Annotated in this window: 15 protein-coding genes, 1 pseudogene and 1 riboswitch; of the genes and pseudogenes, 9 read left to right on the top strand and 7 right to left on the bottom strand. The window is 62.8% G+C overall.

Annotated elements, in window-relative coordinates; all coding sequences use genetic code 11:
• Positions 1-4 precede the first annotated feature (4 nt).
• Positions 5-652: a 3,4-dihydroxy-2-butanone-4-phosphate synthase gene (ribB, locus tag ACQ4WR_RS13845; RefSeq protein ID WP_436487887.1), complete on the bottom strand. Its 648-nt coding sequence runs from the start codon at positions 650-652 to the stop codon at positions 5-7.
• A 94-nt stretch (positions 653-746) separates the two neighbouring features.
• A riboswitch (FMN riboswitch) is annotated at positions 747-897 on the bottom strand.
• 184 nt (positions 898-1,081) lie between these two features.
• Here ribB and ACQ4WR_RS13840 point away from each other — a divergent pair.
• The 5 genes from ACQ4WR_RS13840 to ACQ4WR_RS13820 all read left to right on the top strand — a co-directional run bounded on the left by ACQ4WR_RS13840 (position 1,082) and on the right by ACQ4WR_RS13820 (position 7,964).
• Complete coding sequence (locus ACQ4WR_RS13840) at positions 1,082-3,925, top strand: M16 family metallopeptidase (protein ID WP_436487885.1); 2,844 nt, start codon at positions 1,082-1,084, stop codon at positions 3,923-3,925.
• 96 nt (positions 3,926-4,021) lie between these two features.
• On the top strand, positions 4,022-4,219 hold the full coding sequence (locus tag ACQ4WR_RS13835) for a hypothetical protein (protein ID WP_010399555.1): 198 nt from the start codon (positions 4,022-4,024) through the stop codon (positions 4,217-4,219).
• Between the two features lie 119 nt (positions 4,220-4,338).
• Positions 4,339-5,910, top strand: coding sequence for a methyl-accepting chemotaxis protein (locus tag ACQ4WR_RS13830; protein WP_436487883.1), 1,572 nt, complete (start codon positions 4,339-4,341; stop codon positions 5,908-5,910).
• Between the two features lie 84 nt (positions 5,911-5,994).
• Positions 5,995-6,864 (top strand): ThiF family adenylyltransferase, encoded by an 870-nt coding sequence (locus ACQ4WR_RS13825; RefSeq protein ID WP_436487881.1) that lies wholly within the window; start codon positions 5,995-5,997, stop codon positions 6,862-6,864.
• Between the two features lie 11 nt (positions 6,865-6,875).
• Positions 6,876-7,964 (top strand): nitroreductase family protein, encoded by a 1,089-nt coding sequence (locus ACQ4WR_RS13820; RefSeq protein ID WP_436487879.1) that lies wholly within the window; start codon positions 6,876-6,878, stop codon positions 7,962-7,964.
• 25 nt (positions 7,965-7,989) lie between these two features.
• On the opposite strand, the gene ACQ4WR_RS13815 is transcribed toward ACQ4WR_RS13820, so the two are convergent.
• The 3 genes from ACQ4WR_RS13815 to ACQ4WR_RS13805 all read right to left on the bottom strand — a co-directional run bounded on the left by ACQ4WR_RS13815 (position 7,990) and on the right by ACQ4WR_RS13805 (position 11,491).
• The gene (locus ACQ4WR_RS13815) at positions 7,990-8,976 is read right to left on the bottom strand and encodes an EDSAP-1 family PEP-CTERM protein (RefSeq protein WP_436487877.1); all 987 of its coding nucleotides are present in this window, start codon (positions 8,974-8,976) and stop codon (positions 7,990-7,992) included.
• 140 nt (positions 8,977-9,116) lie between these two features.
• On the bottom strand, positions 9,117-10,097 hold the full coding sequence (locus ACQ4WR_RS13810; protein ID WP_102294950.1) for an EDSAP-1 family PEP-CTERM protein: 981 nt from the start codon (positions 10,095-10,097) through the stop codon (positions 9,117-9,119).
• A 185-nt stretch (positions 10,098-10,282) separates the two neighbouring features.
• Entirely contained in the window at positions 10,283-11,491 is a 1,209-nt protein-coding gene (locus ACQ4WR_RS13805) for a glycosyltransferase (RefSeq protein WP_436487875.1), read from the bottom strand.
• A 180-nt stretch (positions 11,492-11,671) separates the two neighbouring features.
• On the opposite strand from ACQ4WR_RS13805, the gene ACQ4WR_RS13800 reads away from it, so the two are divergent.
• The 4 genes from ACQ4WR_RS13800 (at position 11,672) to ACQ4WR_RS13785 (ending at position 13,255) form a co-directional block, all read left to right on the top strand.
• A complete protein-coding gene (locus ACQ4WR_RS13800; protein WP_180979423.1) occupies positions 11,672-11,845 on the top strand; it encodes a hypothetical protein in 174 nt (57 codons plus the stop codon).
• Between the two features lie 224 nt (positions 11,846-12,069).
• Positions 12,070-12,207 carry a hypothetical protein gene (locus tag ACQ4WR_RS13795; RefSeq protein WP_180979422.1) on the top strand — a complete coding sequence of 46 codons (138 nt, stop codon included), beginning with the start codon at positions 12,070-12,072 and terminating at the stop codon, positions 12,205-12,207.
• Positions 12,208-12,336: 129 nt separating this feature from the next.
• Positions 12,337-12,705: a hypothetical protein gene (locus tag ACQ4WR_RS13790; protein WP_102294946.1), complete on the top strand. Its 369-nt coding sequence runs from the start codon at positions 12,337-12,339 to the stop codon at positions 12,703-12,705.
• Positions 12,706-12,796: 91 nt separating this feature from the next.
• Positions 12,797-13,255: an acyl-CoA thioesterase gene (locus ACQ4WR_RS13785; RefSeq protein ID WP_034750191.1), complete on the top strand. Its 459-nt coding sequence runs from the start codon at positions 12,797-12,799 to the stop codon at positions 13,253-13,255.
• Between the two features lie 84 nt (positions 13,256-13,339).
• Here the strand turns inward: ACQ4WR_RS13785 and ACQ4WR_RS13780 are convergent, their stop codons facing one another.
• The 3 genes and pseudogenes from ACQ4WR_RS13780 to fabI all read right to left on the bottom strand — a co-directional run bounded on the left by ACQ4WR_RS13780 (position 13,340) and on the right by fabI (position 16,444).
• On the bottom strand, positions 13,340-14,746 hold the full coding sequence (locus tag ACQ4WR_RS13780; protein WP_077406752.1) for a DEAD/DEAH box helicase: 1,407 nt from the start codon (positions 14,744-14,746) through the stop codon (positions 13,340-13,342).
• Between the two features lie 641 nt (positions 14,747-15,387).
• Positions 15,388-15,587, bottom strand: a pseudogene (locus tag ACQ4WR_RS13775) (hypothetical protein); the annotation flags it as partial.
• A gap of 68 nt (positions 15,588-15,655) precedes the next feature.
• Positions 15,656-16,444 carry an enoyl-ACP reductase FabI gene (gene fabI, locus ACQ4WR_RS13770; protein ID WP_436487872.1) on the bottom strand — a complete coding sequence of 263 codons (789 nt, stop codon included), beginning with the start codon at positions 16,442-16,444 and terminating at the stop codon, positions 15,656-15,658.
• Between the last annotated feature and the right edge of the window lie 46 nt (positions 16,445-16,490).

Raw genomic sequence — 16,490 nt, 5'->3', positions numbered from 1 at the left:
CGGCTTACTGCTTGTGCTTGTTGCGCCATTCGACCAGTTCTTCGATGGTCAGGATCGGCATGCCATGCAGTTCGGCGAAGCGTTCGATAGCGTCGCCGCGCATCATGGTGCCGTCCGGATTCATCAGTTCGCACAGCACGGCGGCCGGGTTCAGGCCCGCCAGGCGCGACAGGTCGACCGAGCCTTCCGTGTGGCCACGGCGCTCGAGCACGCCGCCGGGCGCGGCGCGCAGGGGGAAGACGTGGCCAGGGCGCACCAGGTCGGCCGGCTTGGCGTGCGGGGCGATGGCGGAGCGGATGGTGGTGACCCTGTCGGCGGCCGACACACCTGTGGTGACGCCGTCGCGCGCTTCGATGGAGACGGTGAATGGCGTGCCGTAGCGGCTGCCGTTGTCCGGCGACATGGGCGGCAATTCCAGCGCGCTGACGACGTCCGTCGGCAGGCAAAGGCAGACGATGCCGCTGCATTCGCGGATCAGGAGGGCCATGGTTTCGTTCGTGAGTTTCTCGGCCGACAGAATCAGGTCAGCTTCGTTTTCGCGGTCGAAATCGTCGAGCAGGATGACGGGCACGCCGGCGCGCATGGCGGCCAGGGCCGATTGAATGCGACCTTCAAGGTCGTTGGAAACCAGGGTATAGCTGTTGACTAACATGGTGAAACGCTCCTCGCATCAGCGAAAAACGCAACAGGGCAAGCGAATAGACGCAACTGGCCGCATCGCCGTGGCGATGGGACATCACACTACTGCACATCTTCTTTCATCCGGACTATACCGTCGGCCCCGGAATCACACCGGATCTGCTGACCCTGCCAAACGATGCTTGACAGGCGCTCGCGGGCTTGACCGTTGCCGGTCTTACCGCCGGTGGGGAATCGCACCCCGCCCCGAAGACGTATTGTTGTGCCGATCACATGACCGGCGGCAATACTTTAGCACAGATGAAAAAAAGCGGCAGGCGATGCTTCAGTCCGGCAAAGGAGCAAGTTGCCCGGGAAAAACGGTTTTTCCTAAGCTGTTTTTAATGGCGGAAACTGGAATTCGGTGTAAGGTACGCTTACTGAATCTTACCGTAGAGAATACATGAAGCTGAGTAAATTACGCCTGGTCTCGGGCGCCGTCCTGCTGGCTTGCGCCTGCATGGCCCAGGCGGAAATCCGTTTGAGCGATCCCCTGCCAGTGGCACCAGAAGTTACCGTCGGAAAATTGCCGAATGGCTTGACCTATTACATCAAGAAAAATGCCCGTCCGGCGCAGAAAGTGGAATTGCGCCTGGTGGTCAAGGCGGGTTCCATCCTGGAAGATGACGACCAGCAAGGCCTGGCGCATTTCACCGAACACATGGCCTTCAATGGCTCCACGCATTTCAAGCGCAATGAACTGATTTCGTACCTGCAATCGATCGGCGTGAAATTCGGCGCCGACCTGAACGCTTACACGAGCTTCGATGAAACCGTTTACGTGCTGCCGATCCCGACGAACAAGAAGGGCAACCTGGAAAAAGGCTTCCTGGTGCTGGAAGACTGGGCGCATGGCTTGAAATTCAATCCGGCCGATATCAACAGCGAGCGCGGCATCGTGCTGGAAGAGGCGCGCCTGGGCAAGGGCGCCGGCGACCGCATGAACAAGGTGCTGTATCCGAAGCTGCTGAACGGATCGCGCTATGCGGAACGCATGCCGATCGGCAAGGAATCCGTGCTGAAAACCTTCAAGCCGGAAGCCATCAAGCGTTTCTACAAAGATTGGTACCGTCCCGACCTGATGGCCGTGATGGTGGTGGGCGACGTGGAACCGAAGCGGGCCGAAGCGATGATACGCCAGCATTTCGGCAAGCTGAAGAACCCCGCGCAACCGCGCCCGCGCGTGTACGCGGAAGTGCCGCAGCGCTCGCAGACGGAAGCGCTGGTGATCACGGACAAGGAAGCGGCGGACGATAGCGTATTCATCCGCTACCCGATCCGCCCGGCGCAGGAACCCGTCACCATTGCCGACTACCGCCGCCAGATGATCGAAAACCTGTATGGCCAGATGCTCAGCGCGCGCATGCAGGAATTGTCGCAGCAAGCCAATCCGCCGTTCATCCAGGGCGGCAGCAGCATGGGCAAGCTGGTGCGTGGCTATGAATCGTTCAGCGCATATGCCTTGCTGGGCAAGGGCGGCGTGCAGCCGGCTGTCGATGCGCTGGTGCAGGAAGATGAGCGGGCACGCCGCTTCGGTTTCAGCCAGGATGAGCTGGACCGGGCGCGCAAGAACATGCTGCGCAACTACGAGCGTGCATATAGCGAGCGCGACAAGTCCGATTCGGCCGGTTTCGTGGCCGAGTATTCGCGCAACTTCCTGGAACAGGAAGCCATCCCCGGCATCGCCAACGAGCTGCTGTATGCGCAGGAACTCTTGCCGCAAGTAACCTTGCAAGAGGTCAATGAGACGGTCGCCAAGGTGATTCCCGACCAGCAAAAGAAACTCGTTGTCTTCATGGGCGCGGAGCCGAAGGCCGGCGATACGGCCTCAAGCGTACCGACGCAGCAGCAGCTGCTCGACGCGGTCGCCAGGGCGGAGCAGCAGACCATCGAGCCGCGCATGGAAAGAGTCCTCGCCAGCAAGCTGATGGATGGCCCGCCTGCCGGCGGCAGCATCGTTTCCGAAAAGTTGAATAGCGCCATCGGCGTGACGGAACTGACCCTGGGCAACGGCGTGCGCGTCTTGCTCAAGCCCACGGATTTCAAGAATGACCAGGTGCTGATGGGCTCGACCCGTTTCGGCGGCCAGTCGCTGTTCGGCGACGCGGACATTTATAACGCGCGCTACGCCAGCGCCATCGTCGGCAGCATGGGCTTGAAGGACCTGGCGCCGCTGGACCTGCAGAAAGTCCTGGCCGGCAAGACCGTCAACGTGGGCGCCTCGCTGGGCGAGCTGAGCGAGGGCTTTGGCGGCTCGTCGAGCAGCGCCGACGTGGAATCCATGCTGCAACTGGTACACCTGTATTTCAACGATGTGCGCAAGGATGCGGGCCTGTACCAGTCCTTCATCGGCAAGCAGCAGGATCTGGCGAAAAACAGCATGGCGCAGCCGGAAGCCGTGTTTTACGATGCCGTTCAGCACGCCACATTCGGCGACAATCCCCGTGTCGAAGGCGTGCCGCGCGCGGCCGATTTCGACAAGGTGAGCCTGGACAAGGCGCTCGATATTTTCCAGCAGCGCTTCTCCAGCGCGCGCGACATGACCTTCATTTTTGCAGGCAGCTTCGAGCTCGACAAGATCAAGCCGCTGATCGCCAGCTACCTGGGCACCTTGCCCGTGGGCGAAGTGGCGCACGCCTACCGCGATGTGGGCATGCGTCCGGTAAGCGGGGTGGTGAAGAAGGATGTCTACATGGGCAGCGAGCCCAAAAGCACGATTTCCATCACCTTCAATGGCGACGTGGCCTATTCGGACGAGCAGAAGCTGACCCTGCAGGCGCTGGGCGAAGTGCTGAACCTGAAGGTCATCGAAGTGCTGCGCGAAAAGATGAGCATGATCTATGGCGGTGGTTTCCAGACGGCCATGGGCCAGCATCCGTACGGCCATTACTCGGTGGCGCTGAACTTGCCGACGGGGCCGGAAAACGTGGACAAGGTGATCGCCGCCGCGTTTGCCGAAATCAACAAGATGAAGACGGACGGGCCGTCGGCGGCCGACCTGGAAAAGGTCAAGCTGAACTGGATCACGCGCCAGCAAAAGTCGCTGCGCGAAAACCGCTACTGGATGAGCCAGCTGATGGGTTCCGTGACGCAGGGCCGCGACCCCGCGCACATCCTGCGTTTCGAGCAGCGCGTGCGCGCCATCACGCCGCAAGCCGTCAAACAGGCGGCGCAGCGCTACCTGAACATGGATAACTATGTGCAAGTGGTGCTGTATCCGGAGCGCAAAAATGTTGCAGAAAAGTAACCTTTATTGTTGACGTGCGGGGGCGGCAGGGCGACGAAGCTGTTAAACTGCCGCTTATTGATGTGATATCGCAATTTAACAAGCAAGGAATGCACGATGGCTAAGAAAGAAGAACTCGATCCGGAAACCCTGGAATTGATCAACTGGTGTATCGAGGTCGAAGGCTTCCTCGTGGCCGGTGGCGCCACCGTGGCGCAGGCGCAAGACCATATCGAAGAGCAGGTCGAGTGGTTTACCGACCAGTTCTATGACGGCTTGACGCCGGAAGAGGCGGCCAAGGAAGCCTTGGCCTGATCTTCAAGCAAGACTCACAGCGGGCGGTGCCTGCCGGGCACAGCCCGGTAGCGCCGCCCGTTTTGCTTTTCTGAAAAGATTTCCATCGGGCAATTTATTCTCACTCACTCCAGGTTTCCATGACTCTTCGTTCGCGCATTCTTTTGTTGTGCTTCAGCACCTTGCTGGGCATCGTCCTGATCGCCTCCTTTTCCCTGTATTCCCTGCGCCAGACCATGATGGCCGAGCGGGTCGAGCAATTGACGGTGCTGGTGGAACTGGCCAATGCCTCGGTGGAAAAGGCGTACGCGCTGGAACAGTCCGGCAAGCTCACGCGTGAGCAGGCGCAGCAGCAAGCCAAGCTGGCCATCGGCAGTTTCGTCAAGGACGAAATGTATTATTTCGTGCGCGATTTCAGCACGGACCTGCTGTACGTGCACCCGAATGCGTCGCGCATCGGCACGCCGCAAAAGAACATGAAGCAGTCGGGTGACCGCTACCGTGCGGCGCTGGCCAACAGCCGCATCGGCCTGGTGCAGGCGGACGGCACGCGTCCCGGCGTGAAGGACCCTGTGGCAAAGATGTATGCGGTGGTGAAATTTGCGCCGTGGGACTGGCTGGTCGGCACGGGCACGTATATCGATGACATCAACCACAAGTTCTGGGCCCAGGCGGGCGTGCTGCTGGCCATCGGCGGTGCGCTGATGCTGGTGGTGGGCGGCCTGGCGGCCCTGATGCTGCGCCGCATCCTGGGCCAGCTCGGTGGCGAGCCCGACTACGCTGCCGCCATCGTCGCGCAAATCGCCAAGGGCGACCTGACCACGCACATCGAGACGCGCCCGGGCGACACGTCCAGCCTGCTGATGGCCATCAGGGCCATGCGCGACAACCTGGCGCACCTGGTGAGCCAGGTGCGCACCGACGCGGAATCGATTTCCACGGCATCGGGCGAGATCGCTTCCGGCAACCATGATTTGTCGGCGCGCACGGAGCAGCAGGCCGGTTCGCTGGAGGAAACGGCCTCGACCATGGAGGAAATGACCTCGACCGTGCGGCAGAATGCGGACAATGCGCGCCAGGCCAACCAGCTGGCTATTTCCGCCTCGCAAGTGGCCAGCCAGGCGGGTGGCGTGGTGGGCCAGGTGGTCGAGACCATGGGCGCCATCAATGCCTCGTCGAAAAAGATCGGCGACATCATCGCCGTCATCGATGGCATCGCCTTCCAGACGAATATCCTGGCCTTGAACGCGGCCGTGGAAGCGGCACGCGCGGGGGAACAGGGACGTGGCTTCGCCGTCGTGGCCAGCGAAGTGCGCAACCTGGCGCAACGCTCGGCTGCGGCCGCCAAGGAGATCAAGCTGCTGATCGACAGTTCCGCCGAGCAAGTGGGCGCCGGCGAGAAACTGGTGGCGCTGGCGGGCGAGACGATGGAAAAGGTCGTTGCCAGCGTGCAGCATGTGACCGATATCGTGGCCGAGATTTCCTCTGCCAGTGCCGAGCAGAGCGCCGGCATCGAACAGATCAACCAGGCCATCGTCGAGATGGACAACATGACGCAGCAAAACTCGGCCCTGGTCGAGCAGGCATCGGCGGCGGCCCAGGCGATGAACGAGCAGGCGGCAGGGCTGGCGCAGATCGTCAGCGTGTTCAAGGTGGGCGCGTCGGCGCCGGCGCCGGTATTGGCGGCAACGCCGCGCCGCCTGGCGCGCTAGCTTTTTTCTGTCATGGCGGGAACTTACGCCTCGCTCACCTGTCCAAATTTCTTCGTCCGCCGTGGACGCATAGAAGAGGTGAGCATGACAGACGGTTTTTCCTATCACGCGGCATTCGCCCGCAACCTGGGCAGGGTCACGCAAGCGGAGCAGGACAGCTTGCGCGGCAAGCGCGTGGCCATCGCCGGCATGGGCGGCGTGGGTGGCGTACATCTGCTGACCCTGGCCCGGCTGGGCGTCGGTGCCTTCCACATCGCCGATTTCGATACCTTCGACATCGCCAATTTCAACCGCCAGGCGGGCGCCATGGTGTCCACCCTGGGCCAGCCGAAGGCGGCCGTGCTGGCGCGGATGGCGCGTGATATCAACCCCGAGCTGGATATCAGGCAATTCCCCGATGGCGTACACGACAGCAACCTGGCCGAGTTCTTTGACGGCGTCGACCTGTACGTGGATGGCCTCGATTTCTTCGCCTTTCCCGCACGCCAGGCCACATTTGCCCGCTGCGCGCGCCTGGGCATCCCCGCCATCACGGCCGCGCCGCTGGGCATGGGCACGGCCGTGCTCAGCTTCATGCCGGGCGGCATGACGTTCGAGGAATACTTTGGCTGGGGCGACTTGCCGGAAGAAGAAAAAGCCCTGCGCTTCCTCGTCGGGCTGGCGCCGGCCGGACTGCATGGCCCGTATCTGGTCGACCCGTCCGCCATCAACCTGAAGGAGCGGCGCGGGCCATCGACCATCATGGGCTGCCAGCTGTGCGCGGGTGCGGCCGCCACCGAGGCGTTGAAGATTCTATTGAAACGCGGCAAGGTGATGGCGGCGCCCCACGGCATGCATTTCGATGCCTACCGCAACAAGCTCGTGCATACCTGGCGTCCGGGCGGCAACCGCCATCCGCTGCAACGGCTGGCGATGGCCCTCATCAAGCGGCGCCGCGCCGCGCAGGGGGCATAATGGCGCAGTCCATGCAGATCGATCCCGTGCTGGAGAATATCCTTGAGCAGGCGCGCTGGGCTCCCAGCGGCGACAACACGCAGCCGTGGCGTTTTGAAATCATCGCGCCGCGCCATGTGGTCGTGCATGGTTTTGATACGCGCAGCCATTGCGTGTATGACCTGGACGGCCACCCCAGCCAGCTGTCGCTGGGCGCTTTGCTGGAAAGCATGGCGCTGGCGGCCAGCGGCCACGGCTTGCGCATGGAAGCGCGGCGGCGCACGGCCATGCCCGAGACCTTGCCCACGTTTGACGTGCACCTCATCGACAGCCCCGGCATGCCGCCCGATGCGCTGGCGGCTTTCTTGCCGCGCCGCAGCGTGCAGCGGCGCCGGCTCAGTACGCGCAGCCTGCGCGCCAGCGAAAAAGCCGCGCTGGCCGCGTGTTTGCCGCCAGGCTACAGCGTGCAGTGGTTCGAGGGCTGGCGCGCGCGCCTGGCCTGCGCCCGCCTGATGTTCGACAACGCGCGCCTGCGCCTGACCATGCCTGAAGCGCACAAGGTGCACCGCGACGTGATCGAGTGGGGGGCGCGCTTCAGCGCCGACCGTATCCCGGACCAAGCCTTGGGCGTCGATCCCATGACGGCGCGGCTGATGCGCTGGGTCATGCAAAGCTGGCGCCGCGTGGATTTCTTCAATACCTGGCTGGCGGGAACCGTGGCACCCCGGCTGCAGATGGACTTGCTGCCCGGTCTCTATTGCGCCGCGCATTTTGTCTTGCTGGCCGATGCGCCGCCGCGCAGTACGGACGACTACGTGGCGGCGGGGCGCGCCATGCAGCGCTTCTGGCTGACGGCCACGCAGCTGGGCCTGCAAATGCAGCCGGAGCTGACGCCGCTGATCTTTGCCCGCTATGTACGCGAGCGGCGCACTTTTTCACGCACCGATGGCATGCAGGAACTGGCGCAGGAACTGGCGGTGCAATGCCAGGCCGTGCTGGGGGCCACGGCGTTTGACCGGGCCGTGTTTCTCGGCCGCCTGGGCGCGGGACCGGCGCCGCAGGCGCGCTCGCTGCGCCGGCCCCTGCAAGACTTGCTGGTGGCGCCGGCCACGCCGCAATAACTGGCGGCAACGGCGCCGCGGCACGTCAGCGGCGGCGCTGCGTCAGGGTCAGCATGGCCAGGCCCAGCGCCAGCAGCAGCAGGGTGCCCGGCAGCGGCACTGGCACGGCGGTGGGCACGTAAGCCAGTTCGGAACTGTTAAGCATGTTCAATACCAGAGTGTAGTTGCCCGCCACCAGGTTATCGGTGACGGCGCCATACTGGCCGCCGCACGTGGTGCCGATGCCCGTGCCGGTGGGCGTGCCGCAGCCGCTGGGATCGTAGGTAAACATGCTGCCGCTGGTCAGCGGCGTTTGCGCGTAGCCAGTGTTCAGGTTGGCGTCATCGGCCAGTTCGCTGCCGCCCAGGATGCCCGAGCCGAGGCTGCCGTCGGGCGCCCAGTTGAAGACGATCTGTCCGCCTTCGTCGATGATGCTGAAGGTCAGCGCCAGGGAGGTACTGGCCGCCGAGCCCGTGCCTGCCGTGGCGTCCAGGTACAGCTGCATGAAGGGCAGGGCCTGGAACCCGAAGGCCAGGGTCGCGCCCGGTTCGCCGACGACAAAGTTGACGGCCATGGCCGTGGTGGAACCGTTGCGTCCGGCGGCATCGGCGCTGCCGCCGCCCGTCAAAAAAGTTTCCGCCGCATTCACCGTATGCGTGCTGGTCGAGCCGGGCGGGAAGGGCGGGATTTGCGAAGTGACGATCTGCGCGTCGCCGCGTGCAAACGAGGCGTTGCCCATGCCTTGCTGCGTGAAATCATTTTGTCCCTTGCTGACGGCGCCCCGCGTCGCTTGCGCTGCATCGATCTCGTTGGCGCCGCCGTGGATGACGCTGCTGCCATTGAGGGTGGCCGTGGTGCGCGACAAATCGATGTTACTCAGCAAGGTGGTGGAACCCGTGGGATTGCTGATGACCAAGCCGAAGACACTGGTATAGGCATAGCCATACGCGGCGGCGCCGGCAGTGCCGCAGCTCCCCAGCAACAGCAGGGCCAGCATGGCCCTTGTTAATCGTGTACAAGAAAAATGCGTCATGAAAAATCCTCGTCTCCTGGCCGGACGGCGGCGGTACCGCGTGGTGGCGGATGCCGGCCCGCTGTAAGGAAAACCGACAGCGTCAGCATAAAAAAGGCGAGGAGATGCCCCTCGCCTGTGAATACCCCCTGTTGCATGGTTCAGCCATTGACTTTCCGGCGGCGGGCATAGCCGAGACCTGCCAGACCCAGGCCCAGCAGTGCCAGGGTGCCTGGCTCGGGCGTGGCCGCCTGTTTCACCAGATCCACGCTTTCCACCGCGTTCAGGGTCAAGGTGTAGTTACCGGCCGTCAAGGCATTGCTGACGGAGCTGAAGTTGCTGCCGCACGCCGTGCCGACACCGGTACCCGTGGGCGTGCCGCAGCCGGAAGGATCGTAGGTGAACAGATTGCCGCGCGTCAGGAAGTTGGTGGCCAGGCTGGTGTTCAGGTTGGCGCCATCGGCATTTTCCGTGCCACCGAAGATGGAGCCGAGCACGCCATCGGGGGCCCAGTTGAACACCGTCAGGCCCGCTGCATCCGTGATGGTGAAGGTGACCACCAGGTTGGCCGTCGCGGTGGACAGCTGGCCGACTGTGCTTTGCAGGAAGACTTGCATGAATGGCGAGGCGAGGAAGTCAAAGCTCAGGGTGGCCGTGGGCGAGCCGACGATGAAATCGACGGAAAAGCCCGTGGTCGAGCCGTTGCGCCCGGATGCATCGGCCGTGCCTGCCGGGCCGTCGAGGTGGGCTTCGGCCACGTTCACGACCTGCGTGGAAGTGGAGCCGGCAGGAAACGAGGGGAATTGCGTGCTGACGATCTGCGCATCGCCACGCGAGTAGTCGCCCGAAGGGCCCTGTTGCGTGAAATCGTTCTGGCCCTTGGTGACGGCGCCGACGTTGGCGCGCGGCGCGTCCAGCGAACCGGAGCCACCCTGGATGACGCTGACGCCGTTCAGGGTGGCCGTGCTGCGCGAAATGGTGGTGCTGTTGGCCACCGTGATCTGGCCCGTTGGTACGGCGATCACCAGGCCGAAGATGTTGTTGTAGGAATAGCCGTAGGCGCCCGCCTGTGCGCTACCGGCCGCGCACAGCATGGCCAGCGCCGCAGCCGCCGGGATCAGTTTTAAATGAGACAGTTTCATTTTGCTTACCTCGTGGTTGAGTGGGACAGGAAGTCTTGCCTGAGCCCTGTGGGCAGGTGCTCATGGCCAGACTTAAGCGACTTCCATGCCAAGACACGAGGTGGCTTATAAATCAAGCACTTGGCGTACTTTTGTTGACGTAATGCAGGTGTTGCCTGGGGCGCTGTAAGAAATGCCGACTTTTCTCAGGGCTGGCCGTCTTGTGGCGTCGTGGCCAGCAGGGCTTGCATGTGGGCGTGCAGGCGCTGTGCCGGAAGAAAGTCGCGGAAGGCGGTGGCCAGTTGGCGTGCCGCCAGGCGGGCTGGGCCATCGTCCAGCAGGCGCGTGGCGGCATGGCGCAGGGCGGTTTCCTGGAAGCGGTCGGCGCGCAGCAGCTGGCCGGCGCCGGCCGCCACGATGCCGTGCATGTTGAGAAACTGGTCGAGGTTGCCGGCGATGCCGATCACCGGCACACCTGCCGTCAGCGCCTGCTGGCTGGTGGGGCTGCCGCCGTTGCAGATGACCAGGCTGGCGCGCCGGGCAGCCGCGTCACCGGGCAGGAAGGGGGCGACAAAGGCATTCGGCGGCACGGCATCGATGCGGATGGTGCCGGCCGTGGCCGCCAGCACGGTGACGGGCAGGGGCGCCAGCGCGCGCAGTACGCGCGGCAGCAGCGTACCCTGGCCGGAACTGCCCAGGGTGACATAGATGATGGGCCTGCCGCTGCTCAGCTCGGCCCGCTGCCACCAGGGCGGCAGGTCGACGGGCGGCGCCCAGATGACGGCACCCAGGTAGTCGTGCGTGGGCGGCATGGCGTGCGGCGGGAACAGCTGCGGGATATCCGCGTACAGGGTACGGTCCGCATCCGTATAGGTTCGGCGCAGGTCGCTTCCCAGCGATGGCAGGCCGTGGCGACGGCGCACGCGGTTCAGCGGCACGGCGTGCGTCGCAAAGGCCAGCGGGCGGATCAGGCGGAACAGGGGATTGGCCAGCCAGATGGGCAAGACCCCCGTCAGGGGCAGCCTGGGTACCGTGTAATGCTGGCGCACGTACGGGCTCCAGTAGGCGTTGCTGACGGTGATATACGGGATCTGCCGCAGGCGCGCGCTGACCGACAGCGACAGGCGGAAGTCGCCGATCACGAGATCGGGCTTGACGGCCTCGAGCAGGCGCAAGTCGTCTTCCACATACGCTTGCAAAGTGCTTTCCGTGTACAGGGGCTTGCCGCTGGCCAGCGCTTGCAGGAATTGCTGCGTTGACAGACTGTTGATGCGCCAGCGGTGGAATGGTGTTTGCTTGAAGCAAAAGTCATAGCCATCGGCGCAGGCGAAATGGATGTCGTACTGATCTCCCGGCAAGCCAAGCGCCAGGCTCAGGGGGCGGCCGACGTGCGCCAGGGTCACTGCCTCGGCCATGAAAAGAATGCTGGTGCGCGCCATTGGATGGAGTCTTTGGAGTCTTGCGTGGTCGGCGATGATGGACGGCGTTCGCCCGCTGTATGCAGGGTTGGAGTGCGGTCGGCGCATTTGGTTCCCTGTACTTGCGGGCGCCAGGCTTTCCCCGCATCGGCTAAAGTGGCGGCAAAGGAGGTCACCATGCCGCTACAGTCCCGTCATGCCCCGTTGCGTGCGCACAGCACGCCAGAACCCGATATGCCGCCACCGCCGGAAGGCGATCCGCGCATTCCGCCGGCCGAACCGCCGCCACACATCGATCCCGTGCCCGTCGAGGAACCGACGCCGCCACCGCCGCCCGTCAAGATGGCTTGAAGGGGTTGAACGGCAGGCGTGCTGCCAGGCCGCGCGCGCACTTTATTTCCGATTAGAAATGGAATGCGCGGGCGACGGGATTGCCACGCCATTTAAACAACAAAAAAGCCAATAAATGTTGCCCCTTGGATACAAATCAAAGACTAAGCGCTGAGTGTCATGCGGCTGTCACGATTCTGTTCTTATAATGAGACATCATAAAAATTCTTGTACAGGAGACCATCATGGGCAATTCCTTGCATAACAAAATTTATCTGGGCCGCCGCCCTGTGATTACCAGCAAAAACCTGGTGGCGCTGGCGCTGGCAGGCGCCGTGGCCGGCTGCGGCCTGGCGTGGCTGCTGCTGCGCAGCTACAAATAAGCGCGCTGCGCGCGCCTTTTCAGCGCGCCGTGCGCAGGGCCGGCGGCGACTGAATGACGTTGCCTGTTGCCGATGCGCAGCGGGGCGCGTACCATGGGGGCCGAACACCTGGCCTTTTATGGAAAAGTAATGAAGAACGAGAAATTAACAACCGATGAATATGACGCGCTGGAGCAAGTTGCACGCGGCATCAAGACCGAGCGCCCGAGCGCTTGCGTTGCCCGCAATGCCAAGCGCCTGTCCGGCCTGAAGCTGCTCAGCTACGCGCGCGATGGCCGCCTGTCCATCACCGAGAAGGCGCAGCAGATGCTGTTCCTGCGCCGCTGCATCATGGGCTTGCGCGCCGTGGCCGCCGACCCGCTGACCAAGCTGGAGTCGGACGTGGCCTATTTCCTGGGCAAGAAAGCCCACATCGTGGCGCGCGCCGAAGGCGAGGGACACGACATTTCCGACAAGGGCCGCGACTCGCTGGCCGATATCGACACCCTGGGACTGTAACAGCCTGTCCCTGCAACCGGCCCCTGGGGCCGGTTTTCACATCCCCACCCTTTTTCTTATTTCCCTCTTGGAGAACACTTTGGACAGCGCGATGAACTGGTCGGCCCACGAACTGACGATGACGGTCCTGATGACGCCCGATATGGCCAACTTTTCCGGTAACGTGCACGGCGGCACCATCTTGAAATATCTCGACAGCGTCGCCTATGCCTGCGCCAGCCGCTACTCGGGCAGCTACGTGGTGACCCTGTCGGTGGACCAGGTGATGTTCCTGCAGCCGATCCACGTGGGCGAGCTGGTGACGTTCCTGGCGTCGATCAACTACACGGGCACGACATCGATGGAAGTGGGTATCCGCGTGGTGACGGAGAACATCCAGCAGCGTCTCGTGCGCCACGCCAACAGCTGCTACTTCACCATGGTGGCGGTGGACGCCAACCGCAAGCCGGTAGCCGTGCCGCCTTTGGTGCTGGAAACGCCGGAGCAGCACGCGCGCTTCGAGCAGGCCAAGCTGCGCAAGCTGTCGCGCCAGAAAGTGTCGAAGAAATAAGCGTGACGGGCATAAAAAAACGGCCACCAGAGTGATCTGGTGGCCGTTTTTCATTGCATGCCGTGAGGCAAGGTCAAACCGTGATTAACGGTCGCCGTAGCTGCGGCGTGCGCCGTCGGTGCTGCGCGGGTTGGAACCCTTGTAGCCGCCGCCGGTGCTTGGCGCGCCGTCTTTGCGTGGTGCGCCCGGCTTGCTGAACGTGCGTTGGCCCGGCTTCGCGCCGCCACGGTTGTCGCCTGGTTTCCAGCCGCCTGGACGGGCGCTCGAACGGGGAGCCGATGCCGTTTTCTTAGGCTCGAAACCTTCGATGACATTGACCGGGATCAATTGCTTGGTGAAACGTTCGATACGCTTGACGTTCATGCCTTCAGCGTGGTTCACCAGCGAGATGGCCAGGCCGTTGCGGCCAGCGCGGCCGGTACGGCCGATGCGATGGACGTAGTCTTCCGGGAACTTCGGCAGATCGTAGTTGAACACGTGGGTGATCGTTGGCACGTCGATACCGCGGGCGGCAACGTCGGTGGCAACCAGCACCTTGACCTGGCCGCGACGCATGCCGTCCAGGGTGCGGTTACGCGCGCCCTGATGCATGTCGCCGTGCAAGGCGGCAGCCGAGAAACCGGCGATGTTCAGGCGGTCGGCGATGGTGTCGGCGTCACGCTTGGTGGCGGTGAACACAACAGCCTGGTCCAGGGTTTCGTCGCGCAGCAGGTGGTCCAGCAGGCGATTCTTGTGCGACAGATCGTCGACGAAGTGCACGCGCTGGGTGATGTTTTCATGCTTGTTGCTCGAGCTTGCCACCTGGATGACCAGCGGATTTTTCGTGATGCGGCGGGCCATGTTGCCGACCACGCCGTCCAGCGTTGCCGAGAACAGCATGGTTTGACGGCCTTCCGGCGTCGCTTCGACGATTTTTTCGATGTCGTCGATGAAACCCATGTCCAGCATGCGGTCGGCTTCGTCCAGCACCAGGATTTCCAGTTGCGAGAAGTCGATCTTGCCCGAATCCATGTGGTCGATCAGACGGCCAGGGGTGGCGACCAGAATCTCGGGATTCTTGGCCAGCAATTGCATCTGTTTAGGATAAGGCATGCCGCCCAGAATCGACACAGCCTTGATGCGGCGGATGCCGGTGCTGTACTTGTCGGTATTCGTGGTCACTTGCAGGGCCAGTTCACGCGTCGGCGTCAGCACCAGCATTTTTGGCTGGGCAGCCTTGAAGCGTGGACGCTCGCCACGGGCGCGCGATGCTTGCATTTCCTGGTTTGGCGTCTTGCCGGCGGCGCTTTGTTCGGCGCTGGCCAGTTTGTGCAGCGACGGCAGCATGAAAGCCGCGGTCTTGCCCGAACCGGTCTGCGACGAGACCAGCAGGTCACGGCCTTCGATCGCGGCTGGAATCGCTTGCGACTGTACCGCGGTTGGCGCGGTGTAGCCCGATTCGGTCAGAGCGGCGATGATGGACGGATGCAGGCCTAAGGATTCAAATGTCATTCTTTTCTTTCGTAAAAATCAGCGTTCTTGCAAAAAGCAGAACGCAAAATAGCAACGCCAACCAAAACGAAATGACTCAACTAGAAAGAAATTTCGGCACAAAAGCTTTGCGCCGGGACGGTGTCAGGTGCGACACACAAGGCGGGAGGGCTTTATAAGCGACATCCTGTGGATGTGCTAAGGCTTGCGAAGCTGCTAAGTTTGTAGTGCATCTAACTGCGGTGTTGCCATCGCTTCAAGGGAACATATTGCAGCGCACAACGACACTATACCGTATTTGCCGCCGTTTTGCACTGTCTAAATGGGAAGAAACGAAAGTCCTACCACGTTTTTCGTATGTTTCCTATGTGAAATCAGTAAAGATACGTAGTTTTCAGCACGTGCATGCGTTGCGTCAGGCGCCGAGCATGGCCACGATATCGGCCGGAATTGGCGCTGCCTGCGCCGCTTCCTGGCGTGGTTGATTTGCCGCCTCGCCTGCGCCAGTTCGATCAGCTGCGTTCCAGCTGATAGTTGCCCCTGGCGTGCAGCCATGACAGCACATCGGCCAGGTGCCAGATGGTGGCGCTGCCTTCGTGCACGGGCGCGGGAAAACTGTGGCGGTGCTTGTGCATCAGCTTGTGCATGTTTTGCCGGGTCAGGGCGTGATTGCCGGGATTTTTCGGCGTGCTCCAGATGCAGGCGATGCAGAACTCGCCGCAGCGGCAGCCGTCATCGTTGCAGGGGCAATGCATCTTTCCCCAGCAGGGCTGCCGCCTGTCTCCACGCGCCAGCCCTGGCTTTCTGCGTAACGCAGCGCCGCTTTGATGTTTTTCTTCGGGGGCGAGGAGCACCATGCTATGGGTGCAAGGTAGGTCGATATCTTGCGGTTGTCAAGTGACAACCGCAAGATAATCGGCCATCATTGGCTCACTCTACTTCGGGATTCACCGCCATCACTTGCGAAAAGCCCCCATCGACGTAGGTAATCTCGCCCGTGATGCCGGACGCCAGGTCGGACAGCAAGAAGGCGGCCGTGTTGCCCACTTCCTCGATGGTGACGTTGCGTCGCAGCGGGGCGTGCTCGGCCACGAAGCCCAGCAGCTTGCTGAAATCCTTGATGCCGGAGGCGGCCAGGGTCTTGATGGGACCGGCGGAAATGCCGTTGGCGCGGATGCCGCGCGGACCCAGCGATTCGGCCAGGTAGCGCACGGACGCTTCCAGCGAGGCCTTGGCCAGGCCCATGGTGTTGTAATAGGGCACGGCGCGCACGGCGCCCAGGTAGGTCAGGGTCAGCACCGAAGCGCCCGGGTGCAGCAGGGGCAGGGCGGCCTTGGCCATGGCGGGAAAGCTGTAGGCGGAAATATCGTGGGCGATGCGGAAACTGTCGCGTGACAGGCCGTCGAGGAAGTCGCCGGCGATGGCTTCGCGCGGGGCGAAGCCGATGGCGTGCACCAGGCCATCGAGCTGCTCCCAGTGCTGCGCCAGGTCGCTGAAGACGGCGCTGATCTGCTCGTCGCTGGACACGTCGCAGTCAAACACCAGTTCACTGCCAAATTCCGCCGCGAATTCCGTGATGCGCTCCTTGAAGCGCTCGCCCACATAGGTAAAGGCCAGGGTGGCGCCTTCGCGGTGGCAGGCCTTGGCGATGCCGTAGGCGATGGAGCGGTTCGACAGCAAGCCCGTGATGAGGATTTTTTTGCCTTGTAGGAAAGCCATGACGACTCCTGTCTGGGTAGGTGGGCGGGTAAGGCGGATGTGCAAC

The sequence above is a fragment of the Janthinobacterium amylolyticum genome (assembly GCF_051380655.1).
GTDB lineage: Bacteria > Pseudomonadota > Gammaproteobacteria > Burkholderiales > Burkholderiaceae_D > Janthinobacterium.
Note: the sequence above shows the minus strand (reverse complement) of the source record. Positions and strands in the feature narration are given on the sequence as shown.